Annotated in this window: 18 protein-coding genes and 1 pseudogene; 10 read left to right on the forward strand and 9 right to left on the reverse strand. The window is 73.8% G+C overall.

Annotation, left to right across the window (positions count from 1 at the left end; translation table 11 throughout):
- The first annotated feature begins 414 nt into the window (after window positions 1–414).
- Both IF01_RS0117690 and IF01_RS0117695 read left to right on the forward strand, forming a co-directional pair.
- Window positions 415–966 carry a YceI family protein gene (locus IF01_RS0117690; protein WP_030394394.1) on the forward strand — a complete coding sequence of 184 codons (552 nt, stop codon included), beginning with the start codon at window positions 415–417 and terminating at the stop codon, window positions 964–966.
- Window positions 967–1,476: 510 nt separating this feature from the next.
- Window positions 1,477–1,686, forward strand: a complete 210-nt coding sequence (locus IF01_RS0117695) for a hypothetical protein (RefSeq protein WP_030394395.1) — start codon at window positions 1,477–1,479, stop codon at window positions 1,684–1,686.
- A 199-nt stretch (window positions 1,687–1,885) separates the two neighbouring features.
- Here the strand turns inward: IF01_RS0117695 and IF01_RS0117700 are convergent, their stop codons facing one another.
- Both IF01_RS0117700 and IF01_RS0117705 read right to left on the reverse strand, forming a co-directional pair.
- Window positions 1,886–2,467 (reverse strand): TetR/AcrR family transcriptional regulator, encoded by a 582-nt coding sequence (locus tag IF01_RS0117700; protein WP_030394396.1) that lies wholly within the window; start codon window positions 2,465–2,467, stop codon window positions 1,886–1,888.
- A gap of 69 nt (window positions 2,468–2,536) precedes the next feature.
- Complete coding sequence (locus IF01_RS0117705; protein WP_037780107.1) at window positions 2,537–3,427, reverse strand: SDR family NAD(P)-dependent oxidoreductase; 891 nt, start codon at window positions 3,425–3,427, stop codon at window positions 2,537–2,539.
- Between the two features lie 326 nt (window positions 3,428–3,753).
- On the opposite strand from IF01_RS0117705, the gene IF01_RS0117710 reads away from it, so the two are divergent.
- The 3 genes from IF01_RS0117710 (at window position 3,754) to IF01_RS0117720 (ending at window position 6,732) form a co-directional block, all read left to right on the forward strand.
- Window positions 3,754–4,395: a DedA family protein gene (locus tag IF01_RS0117710; RefSeq protein ID WP_030394398.1), complete on the forward strand. Its 642-nt coding sequence runs from the start codon at window positions 3,754–3,756 to the stop codon at window positions 4,393–4,395.
- Between the two features lie 119 nt (window positions 4,396–4,514).
- The gene (locus IF01_RS0117715; RefSeq protein WP_030394399.1) at window positions 4,515–6,185 is read left to right on the forward strand and encodes an immunity 49 family protein; all 1,671 of its coding nucleotides are present in this window, start codon (window positions 4,515–4,517) and stop codon (window positions 6,183–6,185) included.
- Window positions 6,186–6,384: 199 nt separating this feature from the next.
- A complete protein-coding gene (locus IF01_RS0117720; protein ID WP_030394400.1) occupies window positions 6,385–6,732 on the forward strand; it encodes a hypothetical protein in 348 nt (115 codons plus the stop codon).
- A gap of 81 nt (window positions 6,733–6,813) precedes the next feature.
- On the opposite strand, the gene IF01_RS0117725 is transcribed toward IF01_RS0117720, so the two are convergent.
- From IF01_RS0117725 to IF01_RS0117740, 4 genes are all read right to left on the reverse strand, one after another.
- On the reverse strand, window positions 6,814–7,347 hold the full coding sequence (locus tag IF01_RS0117725; protein ID WP_030394401.1) for a DUF4383 domain-containing protein: 534 nt from the start codon (window positions 7,345–7,347) through the stop codon (window positions 6,814–6,816).
- 205 nt (window positions 7,348–7,552) lie between these two features.
- Window positions 7,553–8,305, reverse strand: a complete 753-nt coding sequence (locus IF01_RS0117730) for a hypothetical protein (protein ID WP_037780110.1) — start codon at window positions 8,303–8,305, stop codon at window positions 7,553–7,555.
- Between the two features lie 229 nt (window positions 8,306–8,534).
- Window positions 8,535–9,335 carry a maleylpyruvate isomerase family mycothiol-dependent enzyme gene (locus IF01_RS0117735; protein WP_051755570.1) on the reverse strand — a complete coding sequence of 267 codons (801 nt, stop codon included), beginning with the start codon at window positions 9,333–9,335 and terminating at the stop codon, window positions 8,535–8,537.
- A 51-nt stretch (window positions 9,336–9,386) separates the two neighbouring features.
- Window positions 9,387–10,715, reverse strand: coding sequence for an aldehyde dehydrogenase family protein (locus IF01_RS0117740; RefSeq protein ID WP_030394404.1), 1,329 nt, complete (start codon window positions 10,713–10,715; stop codon window positions 9,387–9,389).
- 116 nt (window positions 10,716–10,831) lie between these two features.
- Between IF01_RS0117740 and IF01_RS0117745 the strand changes: the two genes are divergently transcribed.
- The 4 genes from IF01_RS0117745 (at window position 10,832) to IF01_RS0117765 (ending at window position 15,759) form a co-directional block, all read left to right on the forward strand.
- Window positions 10,832–11,299, forward strand: coding sequence for a MarR family winged helix-turn-helix transcriptional regulator (locus IF01_RS0117745; RefSeq protein WP_037780113.1), 468 nt, complete (start codon window positions 10,832–10,834; stop codon window positions 11,297–11,299).
- A 165-nt stretch (window positions 11,300–11,464) separates the two neighbouring features.
- Window positions 11,465–12,391 carry an NADP-dependent oxidoreductase gene (locus IF01_RS0117750; RefSeq protein WP_030394406.1) on the forward strand — a complete coding sequence of 309 codons (927 nt, stop codon included), beginning with the start codon at window positions 11,465–11,467 and terminating at the stop codon, window positions 12,389–12,391.
- Window positions 12,392–12,453: 62 nt separating this feature from the next.
- A complete protein-coding gene (locus tag IF01_RS0117755; protein WP_030394407.1) occupies window positions 12,454–12,741 on the forward strand; it encodes an antibiotic biosynthesis monooxygenase family protein in 288 nt (95 codons plus the stop codon).
- A gap of 1,209 nt (window positions 12,742–13,950) precedes the next feature.
- The gene (locus IF01_RS0117765) at window positions 13,951–15,759 is read left to right on the forward strand and encodes a glycoside hydrolase family 6 protein (RefSeq protein ID WP_051755573.1); all 1,809 of its coding nucleotides are present in this window, start codon (window positions 13,951–13,953) and stop codon (window positions 15,757–15,759) included.
- A gap of 145 nt (window positions 15,760–15,904) precedes the next feature.
- Here the strand turns inward: IF01_RS0117765 and IF01_RS0117770 are convergent, their stop codons facing one another.
- Both IF01_RS0117770 and xylB read right to left on the reverse strand, forming a co-directional pair.
- Entirely contained in the window at window positions 15,905–17,074 is a 1,170-nt protein-coding gene (locus IF01_RS0117770) for an ROK family transcriptional regulator (RefSeq protein ID WP_030394410.1), read from the reverse strand.
- A 75-nt stretch (window positions 17,075–17,149) separates the two neighbouring features.
- Entirely contained in the window at window positions 17,150–18,580 is a 1,431-nt protein-coding gene (gene xylB / locus IF01_RS0117775; protein WP_030394411.1) for a xylulokinase, read from the reverse strand.
- 94 nt (window positions 18,581–18,674) lie between these two features.
- Between xylB and xylA the strand changes: the two genes are divergently transcribed.
- Window positions 18,675–19,847, forward strand: a complete 1,173-nt coding sequence (xylA, locus tag IF01_RS0117780; protein ID WP_030394412.1) for a xylose isomerase — start codon at window positions 18,675–18,677, stop codon at window positions 19,845–19,847.
- 88 nt (window positions 19,848–19,935) lie between these two features.
- Here xylA and IF01_RS0117785 read toward each other — a convergent pair.
- Window positions 19,936–20,256, reverse strand: a pseudogene (locus tag IF01_RS0117785) (gfo/Idh/MocA family oxidoreductase); the annotation flags it as partial.
- Window positions 20,257–20,283: the final 27 nt, after the last annotated feature.

Raw genomic sequence — 20,283 nt, forward strand, 5'->3', positions numbered from 1 at the left:
AGCACTTCGCGGAGGCCGCCGATGTCAGCCGAGTACACGGCGCGCCCGCTCACCAGCACGGTGATGGCCGTCCGCACCCGCGAGGGGGCGGCGAGGATCCGGTCGACCGGTACCCACAGGGGTCGACTACGGTCGTGCGGCCGCAGAGCGGCGGCCAGGAGCCCGAAGGCCGGGACAAGAGGATCCCGGGGAGTTCGGAGGAGACGGCCAGGACGGCGGTGGTGCCGTCGCGCAGGACGGCGATGCGGTCGGCGAGTTGGAAGGTCTCTTCAACGTTGCGCAAGGAAAGTCAGCCATTCGGCTCCGGCACCGCCCGCGCGTTCAGCCGAGCCCAGAACCGCTTGCGCCCTAGCGTGGCTCGGGAACGATCCGGGCACATCGCCGCCCGGATCCCCAATTCTTGTGGAGTCAGCCTTGACCCTCACCCTTGCCGAGCTCACCGGGGACTACGTGCTCGACCCCGCCCACACCCGGATCGGCTTCATCGCCCGCCACGCCATGGTGACGAAAGTCCGCGGCGCGTTCCATCAGTTCGAGGGCACCGCCCATCTGGACGGCGCCGATCCGTCCAGCTCCAGCGGCCAGGTGGTGATCAAGACCGAGAGCATCGACACCGGCGTCGAGCAGCGTGACCAGCACCTGCGCACGAACGACTTCCTCGACGCACCCACCTTCCCCGACATCACCTTCCGTACCACTGCGGTCGAACAGAAGTCCGACACCGACTACCGCGTCACCGGCGACCTCACCGTCAAGGACACGACCAAGCCGGTGACGATCGACTTCGAATACACCGGCAACGCCGTCGACCCGTACGGCAACCTGCGAGTCGGCTTGGAAGGCTCGGTGACCATCTCCCGGAAGGAGTTCGGCGTGACCTGGAACGCGGCTCTGGAGGGCGGCGGGGTGCTGGTCGGCGACAAGGTCGTCCTGGAGTTCGACATCTCCGCGATCAAGCAGAGCTGACAACGCCTGTCGACCGACTCGCCCGCGGCGCGGATCCGGCAGGAAGCGATCGTACGGCGGGCACCTCGGCGTCCGGGCGTGTGCCCACTGCCGGCGCGCACTGTGCGCCGGGCACTGTGCGCCGGGCACGGGCGGCCGGGAGAACGCATCGCGCCGGCCGGACCCGGATCGGCTGCGCACGCACGTCGGCCCGGACCGGCCGGGCCGGTGCGAAAGCTGCAGTCGGCGTGCCGGGTGCCAGGCATCCCGCCGCCCGGCGCCCGCCTGGTTCGCGACGTCGAAGTCTCCAACGGAAGCCCTTCAGATACTGGACGGTGAATCCACGGGCGCGCCGCCGCCGGGTCTCCGGGATCGGCATCGCCGTCGACAGGCCCGGCGGCATCGTGATGGGCACGCCGTGCGAAGCCGCACCCGACCCGCTTCGGTCGGGCCGCAACATCGAGGTGGACTTCCCGCCACGCGCCGCACGCCGAGTGGCGAACCCTCCCCGGATCCAGGAACAGTCGATGCATGACACAAACCACATGGACCGAAGCCAGAATTGAGCTCCCCGCCACCGAGGGCGGCCACGCCGCGGACACGGGCCTGGCCCTCATCGGCCCGGACGGCTGGGTGCACGTCAAGCCGGACAGCAGCGGCGGCGGGGGCTTCAGGTCCTACCCGCCCCAGACGGTCTTCAAGATCACCTGGAAGACCGATCCGTGGTCGGCGGACCAATAGCGCAGGCGGCAGGGACCGGGGTACGGGCACCTGAGCCGGCGCCCGGGTCGGCCCCGGCCCGCCACGGACCCTCCCCCGCTCGGCGACGGGGAGGGGAATCCGCACGCCCCTCGGTCCTCCGACCGAGGGGATCACGGTCCGCCTCGACTCGACGCCGGCTACGACTCGGCCGGTTCCGGGCTGGGGCCCAGGGGGGATCTCACGCCGCCGTCGGCGCGGCCCACAGGCCGCCGAGCAGTGCCGTCAGGTAGCGGTGCGCGGTGTCGATCCGGTCCGCGGAAGCGCCGCCGCGTATGTCCACGGCGTAGGCGATCCCGCACATGAGCGGGACCAGATCGGCCGCGGCCAGATCGGGACGGACCGCGCCGGCCGCGCGGGCCCGGTCGAGGAGGGTGGCGCCGGTCGACCACAGAGTCTCCTTGAGTTCCGTCGTCCGCGGCAGGGCGTCGGCCGAAGCGGCGGCCACCGGCGCCAGGGAGGCGTCGGTGACCTGCGCCTCGATGGTGCAGGTCAGGAAGCCCTCCAGTGCCCGCCGGGGGTCGGTGTCGGCCAGCGCCCGCCTGCCGTGGGCGGCCAGGTCCTCCAGGCAGGGGGTGGCGAGGGCCTCCAGGAGCGCCTCGGGTGTCGCGAAGTGGCGGTAGACGGTGCCGACTCCGAGCCCGGTGCGGCGGGCGACGTCGTTGAGCTGCAACGGCGTGCCTCGGTCGACGAGCTCGCGGGCGACGGCCACGATCCGGTCCCAGTTGCGGGCCGCGTCCTTGCGCAGTGGTGTCGACGTCATGGGGACATCGTAATCGGATAGCCCATCCGGATGACCCGGCCGCCCCCGCCAGGCCGGGTACGGCCCGACTCAGGGTGCCACCAGGGGTGCGTGCTGCCGGCTGAGTCGGCGCACGGCATCGGCGACACGGGGGTCGGCGGCCGCGCGCAACGGCGTCACCGGCTGCGCCGCGGCACCGATGACGATGCCGGTCCGGCCCGCCAAGGACTCGTCGGTGGCGGCGACGACGGAGGGCCTCGCAGCCTCGGACGCCGGGCCCGCGGTGGAGCGTTCGAACTTGCGGCGCACCAGCGGCCACAGCAGCCGCAGGGCCGGCGAGACGATCCTCGGGTCGGTCAGGGTGCCGGCGGTCATCTCGGTCGCGGCGCCTCCGGGGTCGGCGGCGAGGACCGAAACGCCCGTGCCGCGCAGGCGCGACGCCAGGTCGAGGGTGTAGGCGAGGTTCGCGAGCTTGGCGCGGCCGTACCAGTGGAAGCCGTAGTAGCCACCGGGCGGCTCCACGGCGTCGAACACCCGCTTGGCGACACCGACCGCGCCCGAGGTCACGTTCACGATCCTGCTCGGCGCACCGGCCGTGAGCGTGGGCAGCAGCAGTTCCGTCAGCAGGTACGGCGAAAGGTGGTTGACGACGAACGACGCCTCGATGCCGTCCAGCTCCCGCCGATCCGCGAACATCGCCCCGACGTTGTTCACCAGCACGGTCAGCGGTTCGCCTGAGGTGGCGTGGTCGCCGGCTATCCGGCCGGCGAGCGCGCGCACACCGTCGAGCGAGCCGAGGTCGGCGGAGAGGAACCGGGCGGGGCGCGCCGGGTTCACCGCGTCGATCCGCTCCACCGCTCGAGCACCCCGCTCGGCGCTGCGTCCGATCACGGTGACGGAGAATCCGGCGGCAGCCAGGCCCAGAGCTGTCTCCAGGCCGATACCGGCGGTCCCGGCCGTGACCACAGCCGTCTTTCCCATGCGCTCCTCCAGCCAGTGATTCGGATAGGTCATCCGCTTGATGCGTGACGGTAGCACAAGCGGATGACTCATCCGTTTGCAGTGAGGGCGGAGGAGCGACTTCCTCGCCACCGTCCCGACCACCCCGCAGGCCGACCGTTACGGAGAGCCGAACACCCGCGGCTCGCGATCCTGGGCGCCCGGCGCGAAGGCACCCGCCTGCTGATCCAGGCCCTCGAACCCGAGCCCCTTCCACGGGGCCGCGTGCCTCCCGCAGCGCGGGGCGACGCGCGAGGAAAGCACTACATTTGGGCAGAAGGGACACCGTCGCGATGGGGTGTGGGCCGATGCACTCGATCACCGACTGGCTGCGCGGCCTTTCCGGTTCCGTGGTGTACGCCGTTGTCGGTGGCATGGTCCTCGTCGAGGACGCCCTGTTCTTCAGTTTCTTCGTCCCGGGCGAGACCGCTGCCGTACTCGGTGGCTTCCTCGCCCACCAGGGCAGGGTCTCCCTCGGCTGGATGGTCGTGGTCGTGGTCTGCGCGGCCGTCCTCGGTGACTCCGCCGGTTACGAGATCGGCCGCCACCTCGGTCCGGCGATCCTGCGCACCCGCCCGTTGCGGCGCCACGCGAAGCGGGTCGGCACGGCGCAGGACCTGGTCCGCCGACGGGGGCCGGCCGCCGTTTTCGTCGGACGGTTCATCGCCTTCTTCCGCCCGCTGGTGCCTTCGCTGGCCGGGATGTCGCGGATGCCGTACCGCCGGTTCCTGCTCTACAACACCCTCGGCGGGGTCGCCTGGGGCGTCGGATTCACCCTGCTCGGCTACTTCGCCGGAGCCGCCTACAGCAGGGTGGAGAGCACGGTCGGCCGGTTCACCGCGATCGCGATCGGCGCGGTCGTCGCCCTCGCGCTGCTGGTCCGGTACCTGCGGCGGCACCGCTCGCGCGGCCGGGGCCGGTCGGACCGCGACAGCGGCCAGGAGCCCTGAACCGACCCGGCAGCGGTCCGCCGGCGGTACCGGGAGCGGCCCCGGTGTCGGACCCGCGAACCCAGGTGTCGGACCCGCTGCCTAGGCTGGGGGCAGCCGATGATCAAGGGAGCAGGACTGTGCGGATCGAACGTCACCAGGTGGACGGGGCGCGGGTGGCGGAAGCCCGCGAGGACTTCGTGAACCGGATCGGGAGGCAGGTCCACTCCTACTCCCGCGCCGGTCTGATGACCACCACCGAGTGGCAGCTGATCTCCGACTCCTTCCTCGACTACCTCGGCGCCCTCTCCACCACCCGGCCCGACCTGCACTCCGCCGAGGCCAGGGCGGTCCTCAGGGACGCCGCCGCGGCCGCCGCCGGCGCCGTTTCCTTCGCCGCCTACTACCCGGTCGACAGCTTCCACGTCTTCCTCGACTACCCGAACTTCGGGATGAGCTACGACCGCGAGCACGGGCAGGAGCGCGACCCCCACCACCGGGTCACCGCACGGGACTGGCTCGACGCCTTCTGCCTCGCCATCGTCTCCGACCAGGTCTCCGTCCACGGTGAGGCCTTCGGCTGGGCCCGGCAGCTGATGCCCGACGGACCGGCCACGCCGACCCTCGAACTCGTCGACGGCCTCCTGACCCACTTCTTCGAGGCCGACGGCGTCCCGGCCGCCGGCACCACCCCCGTCGCCGAACTGCAGCCCGGCCTGCGCGCCCTGCGCGCTCTCGGCACCGGGGACCGCGAGGTCTTCGACGCCGCCCTGCTCGCCCTGCTCCAGGACGGGCCGCACGGTACCGGCCCGGCGAGCCTCCTGCCGCTGGTCCCGATAGCCCTCGCCGCCCTCGCGTACCGCACCCACGGCTGGACTCCGGCAGTGGACACCGACTACCTCCCGCACGCCCTGGTCACCGGTTTCGAGACGGCCGGCCCGCGCGTCCACGCCTTCGGCCGCGACCCGCGCCCCGACGCCGTGGCCGCGCTCGCCGCCGGGCCCGTCCACGTCGAGCGGACCAGCACGGACCGCCCGTACAGCCCGGAGAGCGAGGCGCGGTTCGAGCGGCGCACCCTGGAGGCCGTCACGGCCGCCGAGGGCGAGCCGCTGGACGCGTGGGAGCTCACGGGCGCCCTGCGCTACCAGACCTACCTGCTCGCGGCGCGCGCCTCGGAGTGCGACGACGCCACCGACGCCGTGATCGCCACCCTGCGGCGCGGCTCCCAGCTGGGGGCCGCCGTGTTCCGGGCCGCCCTCGCCGAGCCGGGTACCGAGGCCGAGGCGACGATCGACGGCCGCGCCCTGCGCTTCCCCGCCCGCCGGGACCGGGACTTCGGTCCGGCCTTCTGGCAGACCGCCCTGTCCTTCGCCCTGATCACCGGCTCCCCCGAGGACCTCGAACCGCTTGTCCTGGCCGGCCCCACGATCGCCGCCGAGGACCGCTCCCCGTCCGCCTCGTACCGCGCCGCCCTGCACGACCACCTCCGCGGCGCCGACCCGCGCCCGGCCACCGAGCGGGCACTGAAGGAGGCGGAGCGCATCCGGGAGGGCTGGCTCCCGGCTCCGGCCGTCCTCCTCTCGCAGCTGATCGGGGGCGACGCGACCGGTTTCGACCTCGCCCTCCTCGACGCCCTGGAAGCCCATCGCGACCACCACAGCGTCGCCGACCGCGACACCGACGCAGCTGCCCCGCTCAGCCTCGACGTGCTCGCCCTCGCCTGCCACGCCCGCCGTACCCGCGGCTGGGTCACCCGCGTCCGCTCGCCCTACCTCCCGCCCCGCCTCCTCGAAGCCGCCGGCCGGCCCTGACCCCGCCCGACCCGGTCCGCCGCGGCCACCTGCGCGGTCGGAGCGGCAGCGGCCGGGGCGGCCGCGTCCGAGGTTGCCCGGACCCGGGCGGCGCGGTGCCGGAAGCGGTCCCCGGACGGCACGGGGTTCGCATGCTCCGGTCCGATCGGGGAAGTCGACCGTCGCACCACGCAGACCGGCGACCGCGCAGGAGGCACCCGTGAACAGCGGACTGTGGGACTACAGCAACGCCGAGGGCTACGGCGCGACACTGGACCTGACGGGCTACCGGGTCGAGGCGGAGGACGGACCCGTCGGGAAGGTCGACCGGCACAGCCAGGACGTCGACTTCGCGCACCTCGTGGTCGACACCGGCCCGTGGATCTTCGGCCGAGAGATCCTCCTGCCCGCCGGAACGGTCCGGCGGGTGGACGCCGAGGAGCGGGCGGTGTGGGTGAACCGGACGAGGGACGAGATCAAGAACGCCCCGGAGTACCACAGGTACCGGCACGCCGACGACCTCGACTACCACCTCACGGTCGGCGCCTACTACAGCGGTGCCGCCTGACCCGCCCGCCCTCTGTCGTCCGCCGGGCCCCGACCGCATGGTCGGGGCCCGGCGGACGGCGCTCCGGTCGGGGCCGTCCGCTCACACGGGAGGCCCGGGGAGGGCAACCGGGCCGGCCCTGCGGGCGAGGGCCGAGGTGGTGTCCTGCTCGGCCCGGCGCGGGTGGCGGTGCCGCCAGTACGGATTGTCCAGCGGCAGCTTGCCGCTCACCCGGCCGTACATGCCGAAGGTGGCGATCACCAGCCCCATGACGAAGCTGAAAAGCACGTTCGGGATGCGGAAGGCCAGGAGGTTGGCCGAGGAGTCCAGCAGGGCGAGGTTGACGAAGCCGCTGAGGACGAACAGCGTGCCGACAGTGATGTTGACGGTGGAGGCCACGTTGCCGCCGATCACCGCGCCGCCGATCAGCACCACGGCCGTCACCACCGACACGAGGCTCAGCAGGCCGTTGCTGGAGAGTCCGGCGACCCGTTCGCCGCTGGTGCTGAAGACCGGCAGTCCGTCCGCGAGGCCGAGGCAGCCGAAGACGAGCAGGGCCACCCCGCAGAGCCCGGCGCCGATGCGGTAGACCTGGGACAGGTGGTGGTCGACCGGAAGGTCGTCGTGCAGTTTCATCGCCGGCTCCTTGTCGGAGGAGAGGATCAGTGCACGCCGTGCGGTGCACGGCCCTGTTCCGGAGCCTCGGGCCCGGTGGCGGCCGGGCCCAGTCGCAGCGATGCTGCAGCGTTCGGAAACCGGTCGTGATTCGGCGGCCGGTGGTTGGCTGCGGCTGGTGGACCGGGCGGGCGCGCCGTGTGCGGGGCTGGCGAAACCCGGCGGATCAGCCCGGTTGCAGGGCCCGCGCCAGGTCCTCGGCCTCGCGGAGCTGCTCGACGCCCAGCCGGCGAAGGCCGCGCAGCAGCAGGGCGGCGTCCGTCGCGGACGCGTCCGGCCGGGGTGCGTCCGGCGGCAGCGGCATGCCGAGGAGCGCCGCCGGCACGGACGCGGGCAGGCCGAGCACGGTGGCGAAGTCGACGAGCAGATCCGGGGTCAGCCGGTCCTCCCCGGAGGCGATCCGCCCGTAGGCGGTGGACATCCAGTAGCGGCCGGTGAGCAGGTGGAACACCTTCGCCGTCCCGGTCCAGCCGAGGTTGCGGGTGGCGACCATCCGCATCAGCAGGTTCCCGGCGGCCCGCGGGTCGGGGGCGGGGGCCGAGGCGGGCAGGCCCTCGATCCGACCGGTCGCCCGGGCGGGCGGCAGACCGGCGACGAACGCGCGGAGTTCGGCCCGCCGGTCGGCCGGCAGCGCCTTGCCGAACCGAACCACGCTGACGATGGAGGTGGTGGCCATCCCGCCGGCCGGTGCGAGGTCCTCCGGCAGCGGGACGGCCGCGATCTCGAACAGGTCGGCGGTGTCCAGGCCGAGCGCGGGGGCGAGGCGGCGCAGCAGCGCCTGGTCCGGCGCGGCACCGTCCAGCAGCGCGACCACGTCGGCCTCGCCGGCCCCCGCCCCGTGGGCGAACTCGGCGGGCTCCTGACCCTGGTGGTGCAGCAGGCGGGTCAGCAGGACGGCGAAGCCTGGAAGCTCTGTCATGGCGCCAGCATAGGGCGAGCCGGCCGGCCGGCCGCACCGCCGCCCACCTGGGCGGATGCCGCGGACGAGCGGCGGCGGGCAACCGTGCGGCCGGGGCGGTCGAACGGCCGCCCTGGGCGCAGGAGGCCGAGCTCCTGTCCGGACCGCGTGCGCCGGGAGTCCCGCCGAGCTCGGGGGGCCGGCCGAGCTCGGGGGGCCGGCCGGGAGCACCGGCGGGCCGGCCGACGGCTCAGAAAGCGGAGTTGGTGGTCCAGTGCGCGAGCAGCTCGTCGTCCCCCCGCACCTCGAACCGGTCGGCGGACCGGTCCAGTCGGCCGTAGAGGAGGAGCAGCAGGTCCGCGGCGGTGCCCCGGACCGACGCGTCGGCGCTCGCTGCGGCCTCCCGGGCCTCCCGGTCGAGCCCGACGAGCCCGAAGCCGTCGGGGCGCAGCCGGACCAGCCAGTCCCCGTCGCCGTCGGTGCGGGTGAACCGGATGGTCCGGTCCGCGCCCCGGAGGGCGGCCGTTCCGGGGGCGAACCCGGCGGCGAAAGGCAGGTTGGTCAGGAACTCCGAGACGCCGTCGGCGGCCAGCACCGGGTCGATGTCGGGGTCCAGGCCCAGGGCGAGGTCGGCGTCGACGCGGTGCACCAAGGTCTCGAACAGCATCCGGCGCACCCAGAAGCGGGCGTGCTGGTCGGCGCCCCAGGCCCACATCGGCGCGTCGAGGTCGGCCGAGGCGAATTCCGCGCCGGCCTGCGCCGCGGCCTCGGCCAGCCAGGCGGGGTAGCCGTCCGGCGTCGGCGGCAGGTGCAGTTCGACGTCCCTGCTGCGCGGCGGCTCCTGGAGTTTCTGCCGCAGCAGGACGGTGAACCAGCGCTGCACGCTGCCGGTGTGGCGCACCAGGTCGGACAGCGTCCAACCGGGGCAGGTGGGCACCGGGGTGGCCGGGTCGGCGGCGCGGACGGTGGCGACGAAGCGCGCGGTCTCCGCGGCGACGGCGGCGGCGTGGTCGACGGGGCTGGTCACGGGTTCGTTCTCCGGGGTGGTCACGGGTTCGTTCTCCGGGGTGGTCGGTCGGCTCGGACGGCGGCGCCGCTCGGCTCAGGTGAGCGGCTTGTCGACGACGGCCTTGGCGTGGCTGAACGTGTCGATGGAGTACTCGCCGTGGTAGCGGCCCATGCCGCTCTCCCCCACGCCGCCGAAGGGCAGGTCGGGCATGGCGAGGTGGGAGACCGGCAGGCCGAAGGAGAGCGCGCCGGAGGAGGTCTCCTCGGTGAGCCGCCGCTTGGTCCGCTCGGACTCGGTGAAGGCGTAGAGGGCGAGCGGCTTGTCACGCTCGTTGATGAAGGCGATCGCCGCGTCGAGGTCGGGCACGGCGACGATCGGCAGGATCGGGCCGAAGATCTCCTCGCGCATCACCGGCGCGTCCGGGGAGACGTCCGCGAGGACGGTCGGGGCGAGGTAGCGCTGACCGCGGTCGTGCCCGCCGCCGGTGACGACCCTCCCGTCGTCCAGCAGCGCGGTCAGCCGGTCGAAGTGGCGGTCGTTGACGATCCGCCCGTACTCGGGCGCGGCGGCCGGGTCGTCCCCGAGCAGCTCGCGCACGGCGTCGGCGAGGTGCCGCTCCAGTGCGGTGGCGCTCTCGCCGATGGCGAGGACGTAGTCGGGGGCCACACAGGTCTGGCCCGCGTTGAGGAACTTGCCCTGGGCGATCCGGTTCGCGGTGACCACCAGGTCGGCGCCGGGCTCGACCACGACCGGGCTCTTGCCGCCGAGTTCCAGGGTGACCGGGGTGAGGTGGCGGGCGGCCGCGGCCATCACGATCCGGCCGACCGCGCCGTTGCCGGTGTAGAAGATGTGGTCGAACCGCTGCTCCAGCAGGGCGGTGGTCTCGGGGACGGCGCCCTCGACCACGGCCACCGTGTCCGGGCCGAGGTAGCGCGGCAGCAGCCGGGCCATCGCGGCGGACGTGGCGGGGGCGAGCTCGCTGGGCTTGACGACCACCGTGTTGCCGGCCGCCAGGGCTCCCAGCAGCGGGACCAGCGCCAGCTGCAGCGGGTAGTTCCAGGGTGCGACGACCAGGACCACGCCGAGCGGATCGCGGACCACGCGGGCCGAGGCGGGCCGGAAGAACCCGGGGACATCGGCGGGCTTCGGCCGGAGCCACTCCTCCAGGTGCGCGACGGTGTGGTCGAGCTCGTTCAGCGTGAACCCGATCTCGGTGCGGTACGCCTGCGCCGCGCTCTTGCCGAGGTCGGCGGCCAGCGCCTGCTGGAACACCTCGGCCTGCTCGGTGAGCATCGAACGCAGGGCGGCGAGCCGCTCCAGGCGCCGGGCCAGGGGCTTGGTCCGGCCGCTGTCGAAGGTGGCGCGCAGGCGGGCGACCGGGGCGGAAACGTCGGCCGCATCGGAGTGCGGGGTGTGCGTCATGAGGGTCACGCGGTCCTTCCAGGGGCTTGAAGACCTGGATGGTTGATGTCTTCAAGTAATTTCGACGGTAGACCTCGATGGTTGAGGATGTCAACCGATCTCCCTATGCTGGACCCATGCCCCAGACGCCCCGGCCCGCACCAGCACCCTCCCCCGAAGAGCTGATGGACCGGCTCGCGCGGGTGGCGGCGTCCTACTACCGCCACTTCGCGACGGTGGCCGCCGAGCACGGGCTCACCCTGATGCAGGGCAAGACGCTCAGCCTGCTGGTCCGCCCCCGGCCCATGCGCGCCCTCGCCGACCTGCTGGCCTGCGACGCCTCCAACGTCACCGGCATCGTCGACAGGCTGGCGGCCCAGCACCTCGTCCGCCGGGAAACCGACCCGGCCGACCGCCGGATCAAGAACATCGTGCTGACCGAACAGGGCGAGCGCACCGTCCGCGGCATCCGGGCCGAGCTGATGTCCGGCCTCACCGCGCTCGAGCACCTCGCACCCGACGAGCGCGACACCCTGCACACCCTGCTGGGCCGCGCCTTCCCCGAGACCGCCGCCCCTGGGGACCGGGTCCCTCGTTCCGCCTGACCGGCAGACGGACGGGTCGCGGGGCTTCACGGGCACCCGCGTCGCGCCCGCCCTTCCGGCGGGGCGGCCGATTGCTTGACATTCTCAATCATCCAGTCCTACTGTCATATTGCTTGAGGACCTTAAATATCGATCACCTCAATACTTCTTGCAAGGAGCACCGCCATGAAGGCCATCACCTACCGCAGCTACGGCGGACCGGACGTCCTGGAGTACGGCGACGTGCCCGAGCCCAAGCTCGGCCCGGACTCCGTGCTGGTCCGGGTGGTGGCGGCCTCGGTCAACCCGGTCGACTGGAAGATCCAGGCCGGCTACCTCGACGGCGTGCTGGACGTCGTCTTCCCCGTGATCCCCGGCTGGGACGTCGCCGGGGTCGTGGAGCGGGTCGGCGTCGCCGTCACCGAGTTCGCCCCGGGCGACGAGGTGATCGGCTACGCCCGCGAGGACATGGTGCGCCGCGGCACCTTCGCCGAGTACGTCGCCGCGCCCGTGCGCACCCTCGCCCGCAAGCCGGCGAACCTCGACTTCGCCCAGGCCGCCGGCCTGCCGCTGGCCGGCCTCACCGCGTACCAGGCACTGACCCGCGCGCTTGAGCTCAAGCCGGGCGAGACCGTGCTGGTCCACGCGGCCGCCGGCGGGGTCGGCTCGCTCGCCGTCCAGATCGCCGTCGCCCTGGGCGCCCGGGTGATCGGCACGGCCGGCGAGCACAACCACGACTACCTGCGCACCCTCGGCGCCGAACCGGTGGCCTACGGCGACGGCCTGGCCGACCGCGTCCGCGCGCTGGCCCCGGACGGCGTCGACGCCGTACTCGACCTGGTCGGCGGCGAAGCCCTCCGGATCTCGCCGGCCCTGCTCACCGGCGGCGGCCGCCTCGCCTCGGTAGCCGACGGCGCCGTCCTCGCGCTCGGCGGCCACTACGTCTTCGTACGCCCCGACGCCGCCGACCTCACCGCCCTGACCGAGCTCGCCGAGAGCGGCCGGCTCACCGTCGAGGTCGCGGCGACGTTCCCGCTGGAGCGGGCGGCCGAAGCCCAACGACTCAACGCCGCCGGCCACACCCGCGGCAAGATCGTCGTCACCGTCCCCTGAACCCGACACCGGGGGCCCGCCCGGGCTCCGGAGCCGCCCCGTACCACCCGGAAGGACCTGCCGTGCCCCTCGTCGTGATCAGCGACTGGCTCGCCGACACCGGCGCCGAGCAACAGGTCGCCGACCTGCTCCCCGCCCTCACCGAGACGGCGCTGACCGAGCCCGGCGTGCTCTCCTTCCGGGCGGTGCGCTCCCTGCGCGACGGGTCCGCATTCGTCGTCTTCGCCGAGTACGAGGACGAGCAGGCGCTGGTCGCCCACCGCGAGAGCGCCGCATACCGGCGACTGGCCCTCGCCGGCATCAGCCCGCTCCTGATCGACCGCCAGGCCGAGGCCTACGCCGTGCTGTGAAAGGAAGGTGCACCGGCACGGGAGGCCGACCGCCCGTGCCGCACAGCACGGCGGGGCAGCCGCGGTACCGGCGGCTCGGCCGGTCCGGTCGCCCCTCGGTCGGGGCGGGCGGTCAGGAGGGTGGGACCGGACGCAGGTCCCGAGTCGGCGGCGGCCTCGCCGGACGAAGGGCGCAACCGGCGCCGGGGCCGGCAGCCGTCGCACAGCCATGGGGTCCTCCCGTTTGTCTGCGGTCTGCGGAACGGGACTGCGCGACTGCCGGCCCCGTGCGACCCGGCAGGCCGCCGAGGCCGGCACCGCGAGGGGTCGCCGAACCCGCCGGCCGGGCCGGCCGCCGCGCAGAGCTGAAGCCGCGAACCTGCCAGGCCCGCTGCCGAGTTGAATGCCGGATCCTTTGCTGCACAGCAGTCCTGGAAGGACAACGTTCGAACCAGTGGGAGCGCTCCCACTGTGAAGGATGCCCGCAGGTGGGTCAAGAGGCTTGAAGAGTCGAACACCGGAGCCGAGAAATCCCTGCAACTCCTCTTTTCCTTGGCGGAAGTTGACGCTACGGTCGGTGCCCACCAGTGGGAGCGGTTCCGTCAGTCGACGCGCCGGGAGCGGCGCGTCCTCGCTGCAAGGAGTCGCTCATGCGACACCCTCCACGTCTCACGGCACCGCTGGGCGGCGCGGTCCTCACCCTGACGGGCGCCCTGTCCGCACCGTGCAGGTGCGGGCCCTGGGCACCGCGCCGTCGTCCGGCTGCTCCGTGGAATGCTCGCAGGACCTCGTGGACGCCGCCCGGGCCACCGGCTCGCGCAACGTGGCGCTCGTACCCGGGATCGCCTGCGCGAACGACCTGAGCGGTCGGCTCCGCCACCCCCCGCAGACCCGGCCCGCCAGCCGGCCGCCGTCTGACACGTCCACAGCTTCAACTCCTGTGGCGGCGAGAGCTGCTGGACCTCCACCCTGGCTCCGGTCGCCGCCCGCGTCCCACTCGTGGCGGGCGAGATCGGTGAGAACACACCTGCGGGCACGCGTTCGTCGACCGCGTCATGAAGTGGTCCGACGACCACGGGCTCTCGTACCCGGGCCGGCCCCGGAACACCTGGGACTGCTCCTCCGGTCCTGCCCTGGTCAGCGGTTACGACGGTACTCCCACCGCATTCGGAATCGGGTTGCGCGACCACCTTCGCGCCCTGAACGGACACTGAAGGGAACCCCCGCACCATGAGCATCCTCCCCCGGGCCAACCGGCCCCACCGCCCCGGCGCCGACCGGCTGCGCAGCCGGACCGCCCTGCTCGCCGCCCTCGGCCTGCTCACGGCGACCGGCGCGACGGCCACCGTGCTGACCACCTCGGCCGGCGCCGCCCCGGCCGGCTGCAGGATCGACTACCAGGTCTCCAACCAGTGGGGCACCGGCTTCGGCGCCAACGTCTCCGTCACCAACACCGGTGATCCGCTGAGCTCCTGGACCCTGGAGTGGACCTTCGCCGGCAACCAGCAGGTGACCCAGGCCTGGAACACGACCGCCAGCCAGTCCGGGGCAACCGTCACCGCGCGGAACGTCTCGTACAACGGCACGCTGGCGACCGGCGGCTCCACCTCCTTCGGCTTCAACGGCTCGTACAGCGGCGCCAACCCGGTGCCCACCGCGTTCAAGCTCAACGGCGTGCTCTGCGACGGCGGCGGCACCTCGACACCCACGCCCACGCCCACGCCGACCGGCACCCCGACCACCACCCCCACGGCCACCCCGACCGGCACGCCCACGACGCCGCCCGGCAGCCGCGTCGACAACCCGTACGCCGGCGCGAAGGTCTACGTGAACCCCGAGTGGTCCGCGCACGCCGCCGCCGAGCCCGGCGGCGGCAAGGTCGCCGACCAGCCCACCGGCATCTGGCTGGACCGGATCGCGGCCGTGACCGGCGCCAACGGAAAGATGGGCCTGCGCGCCCACCTCGACGAGGCACTGCGACAGAAGGGCAGCGGCGAACTCGTCGTCCAGCTCGTGGTCTACGACCTGCCCGGCCGGGACTGCTCCGCGCTCGCCTCCAATGGTGAACTCGGTCCGACCGAGATCGGCCGGTACAGGACGGAGTTCATCGACCCGCTCGCGGCCATCCTCGCCGATCCGAAGTACGCGGGGCTGCGCATCGTCACCGCGGTCGAGATCGACTCCCTGCCCAACCTGGCCACCAACGTCACGCCGCGCGCCACCGCGACCCCTGCGTGCGACGTGATGAAGGCCAACGGCAACTACATCACGGGCGTCGGCTACGCGCTCAAGAAGCTGGGTGCCGTGCCCAATGTGTACAACTACGTCGACGCCGGGCACCACGGCTGGCTCGGCTGGGACGACAACCTCGGCGCGTCCGCCGAGCTGTTCAAGCAGGCCGCCACCGCCGAAGGCTCCACCGTCGCCAACGTGCACGGCTTCATCGTCAACACCGCGAACTACAGCGCGCTCAAGGAGAACAACTTCACCATAGACGACAGCGTCAACGGCACCTCCGTCCGCCAGTCCAAGTGGGTCGACTGGAACCGGTACGTCGACGAGCTGTCCTACGCGCAGGCGATGCGCAACAAGCTGGTCTCGATCGGCTTCGACCCCAAGCTCGGCATGCTGATCGACACCTCGCGCAACGGCTGGGGCGGCACCGCCCGGCCGGCCGGCCCCGGGCCCCGGACGGGCGTCGACGCGTACGTGGACGGCGGGCGCTACGACCGGCGGTTCCAGACCGGCAACTGGTGCAACCAGGCGGGCGCCGGCCTCGGCGAGCGCCCGCAGGCGGCACCGGCGGCGGGCATCGACGCCTACGTCTGGATGAAGCCGCCGGGCGAGTCGGACGGGGCCAGCAAGGAGATCCCGAACAACGACGGCAAGGGCTTCGACCGGATGTGCGACCCGACGTACACCGGCAACCCGCGGAACAACAACAGCATGTCCGGCGCGCTTCCGGACGCTCCGCTGGCCGGTGACTGGTTCTCCGCCCAGTTCCAGCAGCTGCTGAAGAACGCCTACCCGGCGCTGTAGCGCGGCACGCCCGCCGACCGTCCGGAGCCCGAGCCCGCGGGGTTCCGGACGGTCGGCGACGTCGTCGTCGGCCACGCCGTCGGGCACGTCGTCGGCCACGGTCCGCGCGCGTCGGCCGAGGCGGGCCCGCCACCGGACGAGCCGCTCACCCGGCGGGCAGCAGGGTGGGATCCGCCCTGATCCGGCGGACCGTCGTCAACGCCGCACCCAGCAGGGGCCCGCGCCGGCCCAGGGCGGACGGGCGCAGCGCCTCCGGAGCCCACGGCCGCACGGTGACCCGGGCCGCCAGCTCGGCCCGCACGGGCGGCACCAGCCATTCGGCGAGTTCGGCGTAGGCACCCCCGAGGACGAGGCTGTCCGGATCGACGAGGTCGACCGCGGACGTGAGCGCCAGGCCGAGCGCGCGACCCGCGCGGTCCAGGGCCCGCAGGGTGGGCACGTGCCCGGCTGCCGCCCGCTCGGCGAGCAGCGCGACGGGGTCGCCCGGGCCGGTCCCGGTGGGGCCGCCCGCCAGGCCGGCCTCGCGTCGCACGGCCGCCTCGCCCGCGTACTGCTCCAGGCAGCCTCGGGCACCGCATGCGCACTCGGGTCCGTCCGGGTGGACGGGGAGGTGGCCGAGTTCGCCGGCGAAGCCGCGGGCCCCCCGGAACAGCCGCCCGTCGATGACCAGGGCGGCGCCGATCCCGCTCCCGGCGGAGACGTGCACGAAGGTCTCCTCGGGGCGCCCGGCGTTCCAGTACTCGGCGAGCGCCCCGAGGTTGGCCTCGTTCTCCGGCTCGGGCACGGTGTCCGGGTCCGGCCAGTGGTCGGCAAGCCGGACGCCGCACCAGCCGAGGTTGGGCGCGCGTTCGACCAGGCCGCCGGGCTGGTTCGGCACCACTCCGGGCACGGCGAGGAGGCGTCCCTCGACGCGCAGGCCGAGGGCGGCGGCCTCCGCCTCCGTCTCGGCGGCCAACGCGGCGGCCTCCGCCAGCACCTGCCCGGCCGGGCGGCCCGCGTTGGCCCGTTCCACCCGGCGCCAGACCCTCGGCTCGCCTCGCAGGTCCACCACGCACGCGCCGAGGTGGGTGACGCCGATCTCCAGGCCGAGGCCCGCCGGCCCCTCGTCGCGCAGGGTCAGTGCCCGTCCGGGGCGGCCGACCCGTCCGCTGGCGGTGGCCGCCGCCTCGGTCACCGCGCCGCGGCCGATCAGTTCGTCGACCAGGGAGGAGACGGCCGCCCTGGTGAGCCCGACCCGCCCGGCGACGTCCGCGCGGGAGAGCGGGCTGTGCGTGGCGACCGCGCCGAGGACGACGGCGAGGTTCTGCCGTCGCATGTCCTGTTGCGACGCGGGGCCGTGCTCCGCGCTCCTGTCCGCCGCCCTTCCGACCACCGTCACGTGCCGCCCCTCCTACCGGTCCTCGGCCGGGGCATCCTGCAAGGCCCCGGCCCGACGCAGGGTATCGCCGATCCGCGTCAGCGCCTCCTCGTCCTTCGTGACCGGCTCCAGCACCGGGCCGTGGGCCGTCCGCCAGCGGCGGGCCACCGCGTCGGCGGGTTCGCCGGTGAGCAGGGCGGCGGCCTGGGCGGCGGCGCCGAGCGCGACCAGCTCCTGCGCCTCGGGCACCTGGACCGCCCGGCCGGAGAGCCGCAGTACGGTCCGCTGCCAGGTCCGGCCGCGGGCGCCGCCGCCGATCAGCAGCAGGGGCGCCTCCCCCGCCGGGTCCGCTCCGCCCGCGCTCAGCACGCCGTCCAGGGCGGCGAGCAGTGCGTGGGCGGCGCCGTCGTAGGCGGCCTGGAGCAGTTGTCCCGGGGAAGTGTCGTGGCGCAGTCCGTGGACCAGGCCGGAGGCGGCCGGGAGGTCCGGGGTGCGCTCGCCGTCCAGGTAGGGCAGGACGACGACGGTCCCGCCGTCCTCGACCTCGTCGCGACCGCGGCCGAGCAGGGCGGCGAAGCGGTCGACCGCCAGGGTGCAGTTGAGGGTGCAGGCGAGCGGCAGCCAGCCGCCGAGCGCGTCGGCGAAGCCGGCCACGGTGCCGCTCGGGTCGGCGGGCCTGGTGCCGCCGACGGCGTAGACGGTGCCGGAGGTGCCGAGGCTGAGTACCGGCTGCCCGGGGCGCAGGCCGAGCCCGAGGGCGGCGGCCATGTTGTCGCCGGTGCCGGTGGCCACCGGTACTCCCGCGCGCAGCGGCGTCCCGGGGCGGACTGCACCGGCGGGCGTGCCCGGTGCCAGGACATGGGGCAGCAGGGCCGGGTCGAGTCCGATGCGGTCGAGCAGGGCGAGGTCGTAGCCGTCCGGACCCCACCAGCCGGTTCCGGAGGCGTCGCCCCGGTCGGTGACCGCCTCGCCGGTCAGCTGTTCGGTCAGGAAGTCGTGCGGGAGGCGGACGGCGGCGACCCGGTCGGCGGCGGCGGGTTCGACGGCGCGCAGCCAGGCCCATTTGGTGGCGGTGAAGGCGGCGGTCGGCACGCTGCCGGTGCGGCGGGCGAGTTCCGCCGCACCGATCGCGGCCTTCAGTCCGGCGGCCTGGGGCGCGGACCGGACGTCGTTCCAGAGCAGTGCCGGGCGGACCGGTGCCCCGGAGGCGTCGAGGGTGACCAGTCCGTGCTGCTGGCCGGCGACCGAGACGGCGGCCGCCCGGTCGGCCCAGCCCGTTGCCGCCGCGGCGTCGCCGAGCGCCTGCCACCACTGCTCCGGGTCGCTCTCGCGGCCGGCGCCCGTGCTGACGGTGTGCGGCGCGCGGCCCTGGCCCAGGACTGCGCCGGTGTCGATGTCGACGGCGAGGGCCTTGGTGGACTGCGTCGAGCTGTCGAAGCCGATCACAACACGCTGCTCAGCCATGCGTTCCTCCGGAGGGGTTCCTTCTGACGTTCCGGCATACTAATTTGTTGAGAGCCCTGACAAATACCCCTCCGCACGGATCAGGAGCCGCTCCATGTCCAGCGACCCGCTCACCCCCACCCCCGCGCACAAGTTCACCTTCGGCCTGTGGACCGTCGGCTGGCAGGGCCGCGACCCCTTCGGTGACGCGACCCGCCCCGCCCTCGACCCGGCCGAGTCCGTCCGGCGGCTGGCCGAACTCGGCGCCTACGGCGTCACCTTCCACGACGACGACCTGATCCCCTTCGGCTCGAACGACGCCGGCCGCGAGCGAGCCGTCAAGCGCTTCCGCACCGCGCTGGACGCCGCCGGGCTGAAGGTCCCGATGGCGACCACCAACCTCTTCACCCACCCCGTCTTCAAGGACGGCGCCTTCACCGCCAACGACCGTGACGTCCGGCGCTACGCGCTGCGCAAGACCGTCCGCAACATCGACCTGGCCGCCGAGCTCGGCGCGTCGGTCTACGTCGCCTGGGGCGGGCGCGAGGGTGCGGAGTCCGGCGCGGCCAAGGACGTGCGCACGGCGCTCGACCGGCTCAAGGAGGCCTTCGACCTGCTCGGCGAGTACGTCGAGCAGCAGGGCTACGACCTGCGCTTCGCGATCGAACCCAAGCCCAACGAGCCGCGCGGAGACATCCTGCTGCCCACCGTCGGCCACGCCCTGGCGTTCATCGACCGGCTGGAGCGCCCCGAGCGGGTCGGCGTCAACCCGGAGGTCGGCCACGAGCAGATGGCCGGGCTGAACTTCCCGCACGGCATCGCCCAGGCCCTGTGGCACGGCAAGCTGTTCCACATCGACCTCAACGGCCAGTCCGGCATCAAGTACGACCAGGACCTGCGCTTCGGCGCGGGCGACCTGCGGCAGGCCTTCTGGCTGGTCGACCTGCTGGAGTCGGCCGGCTACGACGGCCCCCGGCACTTCGACTTCAAGCCGCCGCGCACCGAGGACTTCGACGGCGTCTGGGCCTCGGCGGCCGGCTGCATGCGCAACTACCTGCTGCTGGCCGAACGTTCCCGCGCCTTCCGCGACGACCCCGAGGTCCGGGCCGCGCTGGCCGCCTCCCGCCTCCCCGAACTCGCCCTGCCCACGGCCGGGGACGGGCTCGCCGGGCTGCTGGCGGACCGCTCCGCCTTCGAGGAGTTCGACGTCGACACCGCAGCCCGCCGCGGCATGGCCTTCGAGCAGTTGGACCAGCTCGCCCTCGAACACCTCCTCGGCGCCCGCTGACCCGACCGCGGCGAAGCCGGGTCGTGCGACTCGCACGACCCGGCTCGCGGCGCCCACCGGTCGGCCCGCCGCCCCGGAGGCCGGGCTGTCAGGCGGTTCGGGGGCCGTCCCCGTGGTCGGGGACGGGCAGCCGCACCCCGCCCTGGCGGGCCGATCGGTGGGCGACGATGCCCGGGAGGGTGTAGCGGGCGGCGGTCCAGGCGTTCAGCGCCGGGGGTGTCCGGGTCGTGACCGCGGTGGCGAAGTCGTCGGCGAGGAAGTGGTGACTGCCCTCGTGCCCGTTGGGCGCGTGCGCGAACTCGCGCGGGAGCCGGGAGCGGTCGTGCACGGGAGCGGTGCCGGAGGCGAAGGCCGCGCGCAGCTCCGGGGCCACATGGGCGAGCGCCGGGTCGTCCGGCGTGAGCGTGGGTGCGCGGTGGAGGCGGTCACCGCTGGG

The organism is Kitasatospora purpeofusca (genome assembly GCF_000718025.1).
GTDB classification, from domain to species: Bacteria; Actinomycetota; Actinomycetes; order Streptomycetales; family Streptomycetaceae; genus Kitasatospora; species Kitasatospora purpeofusca.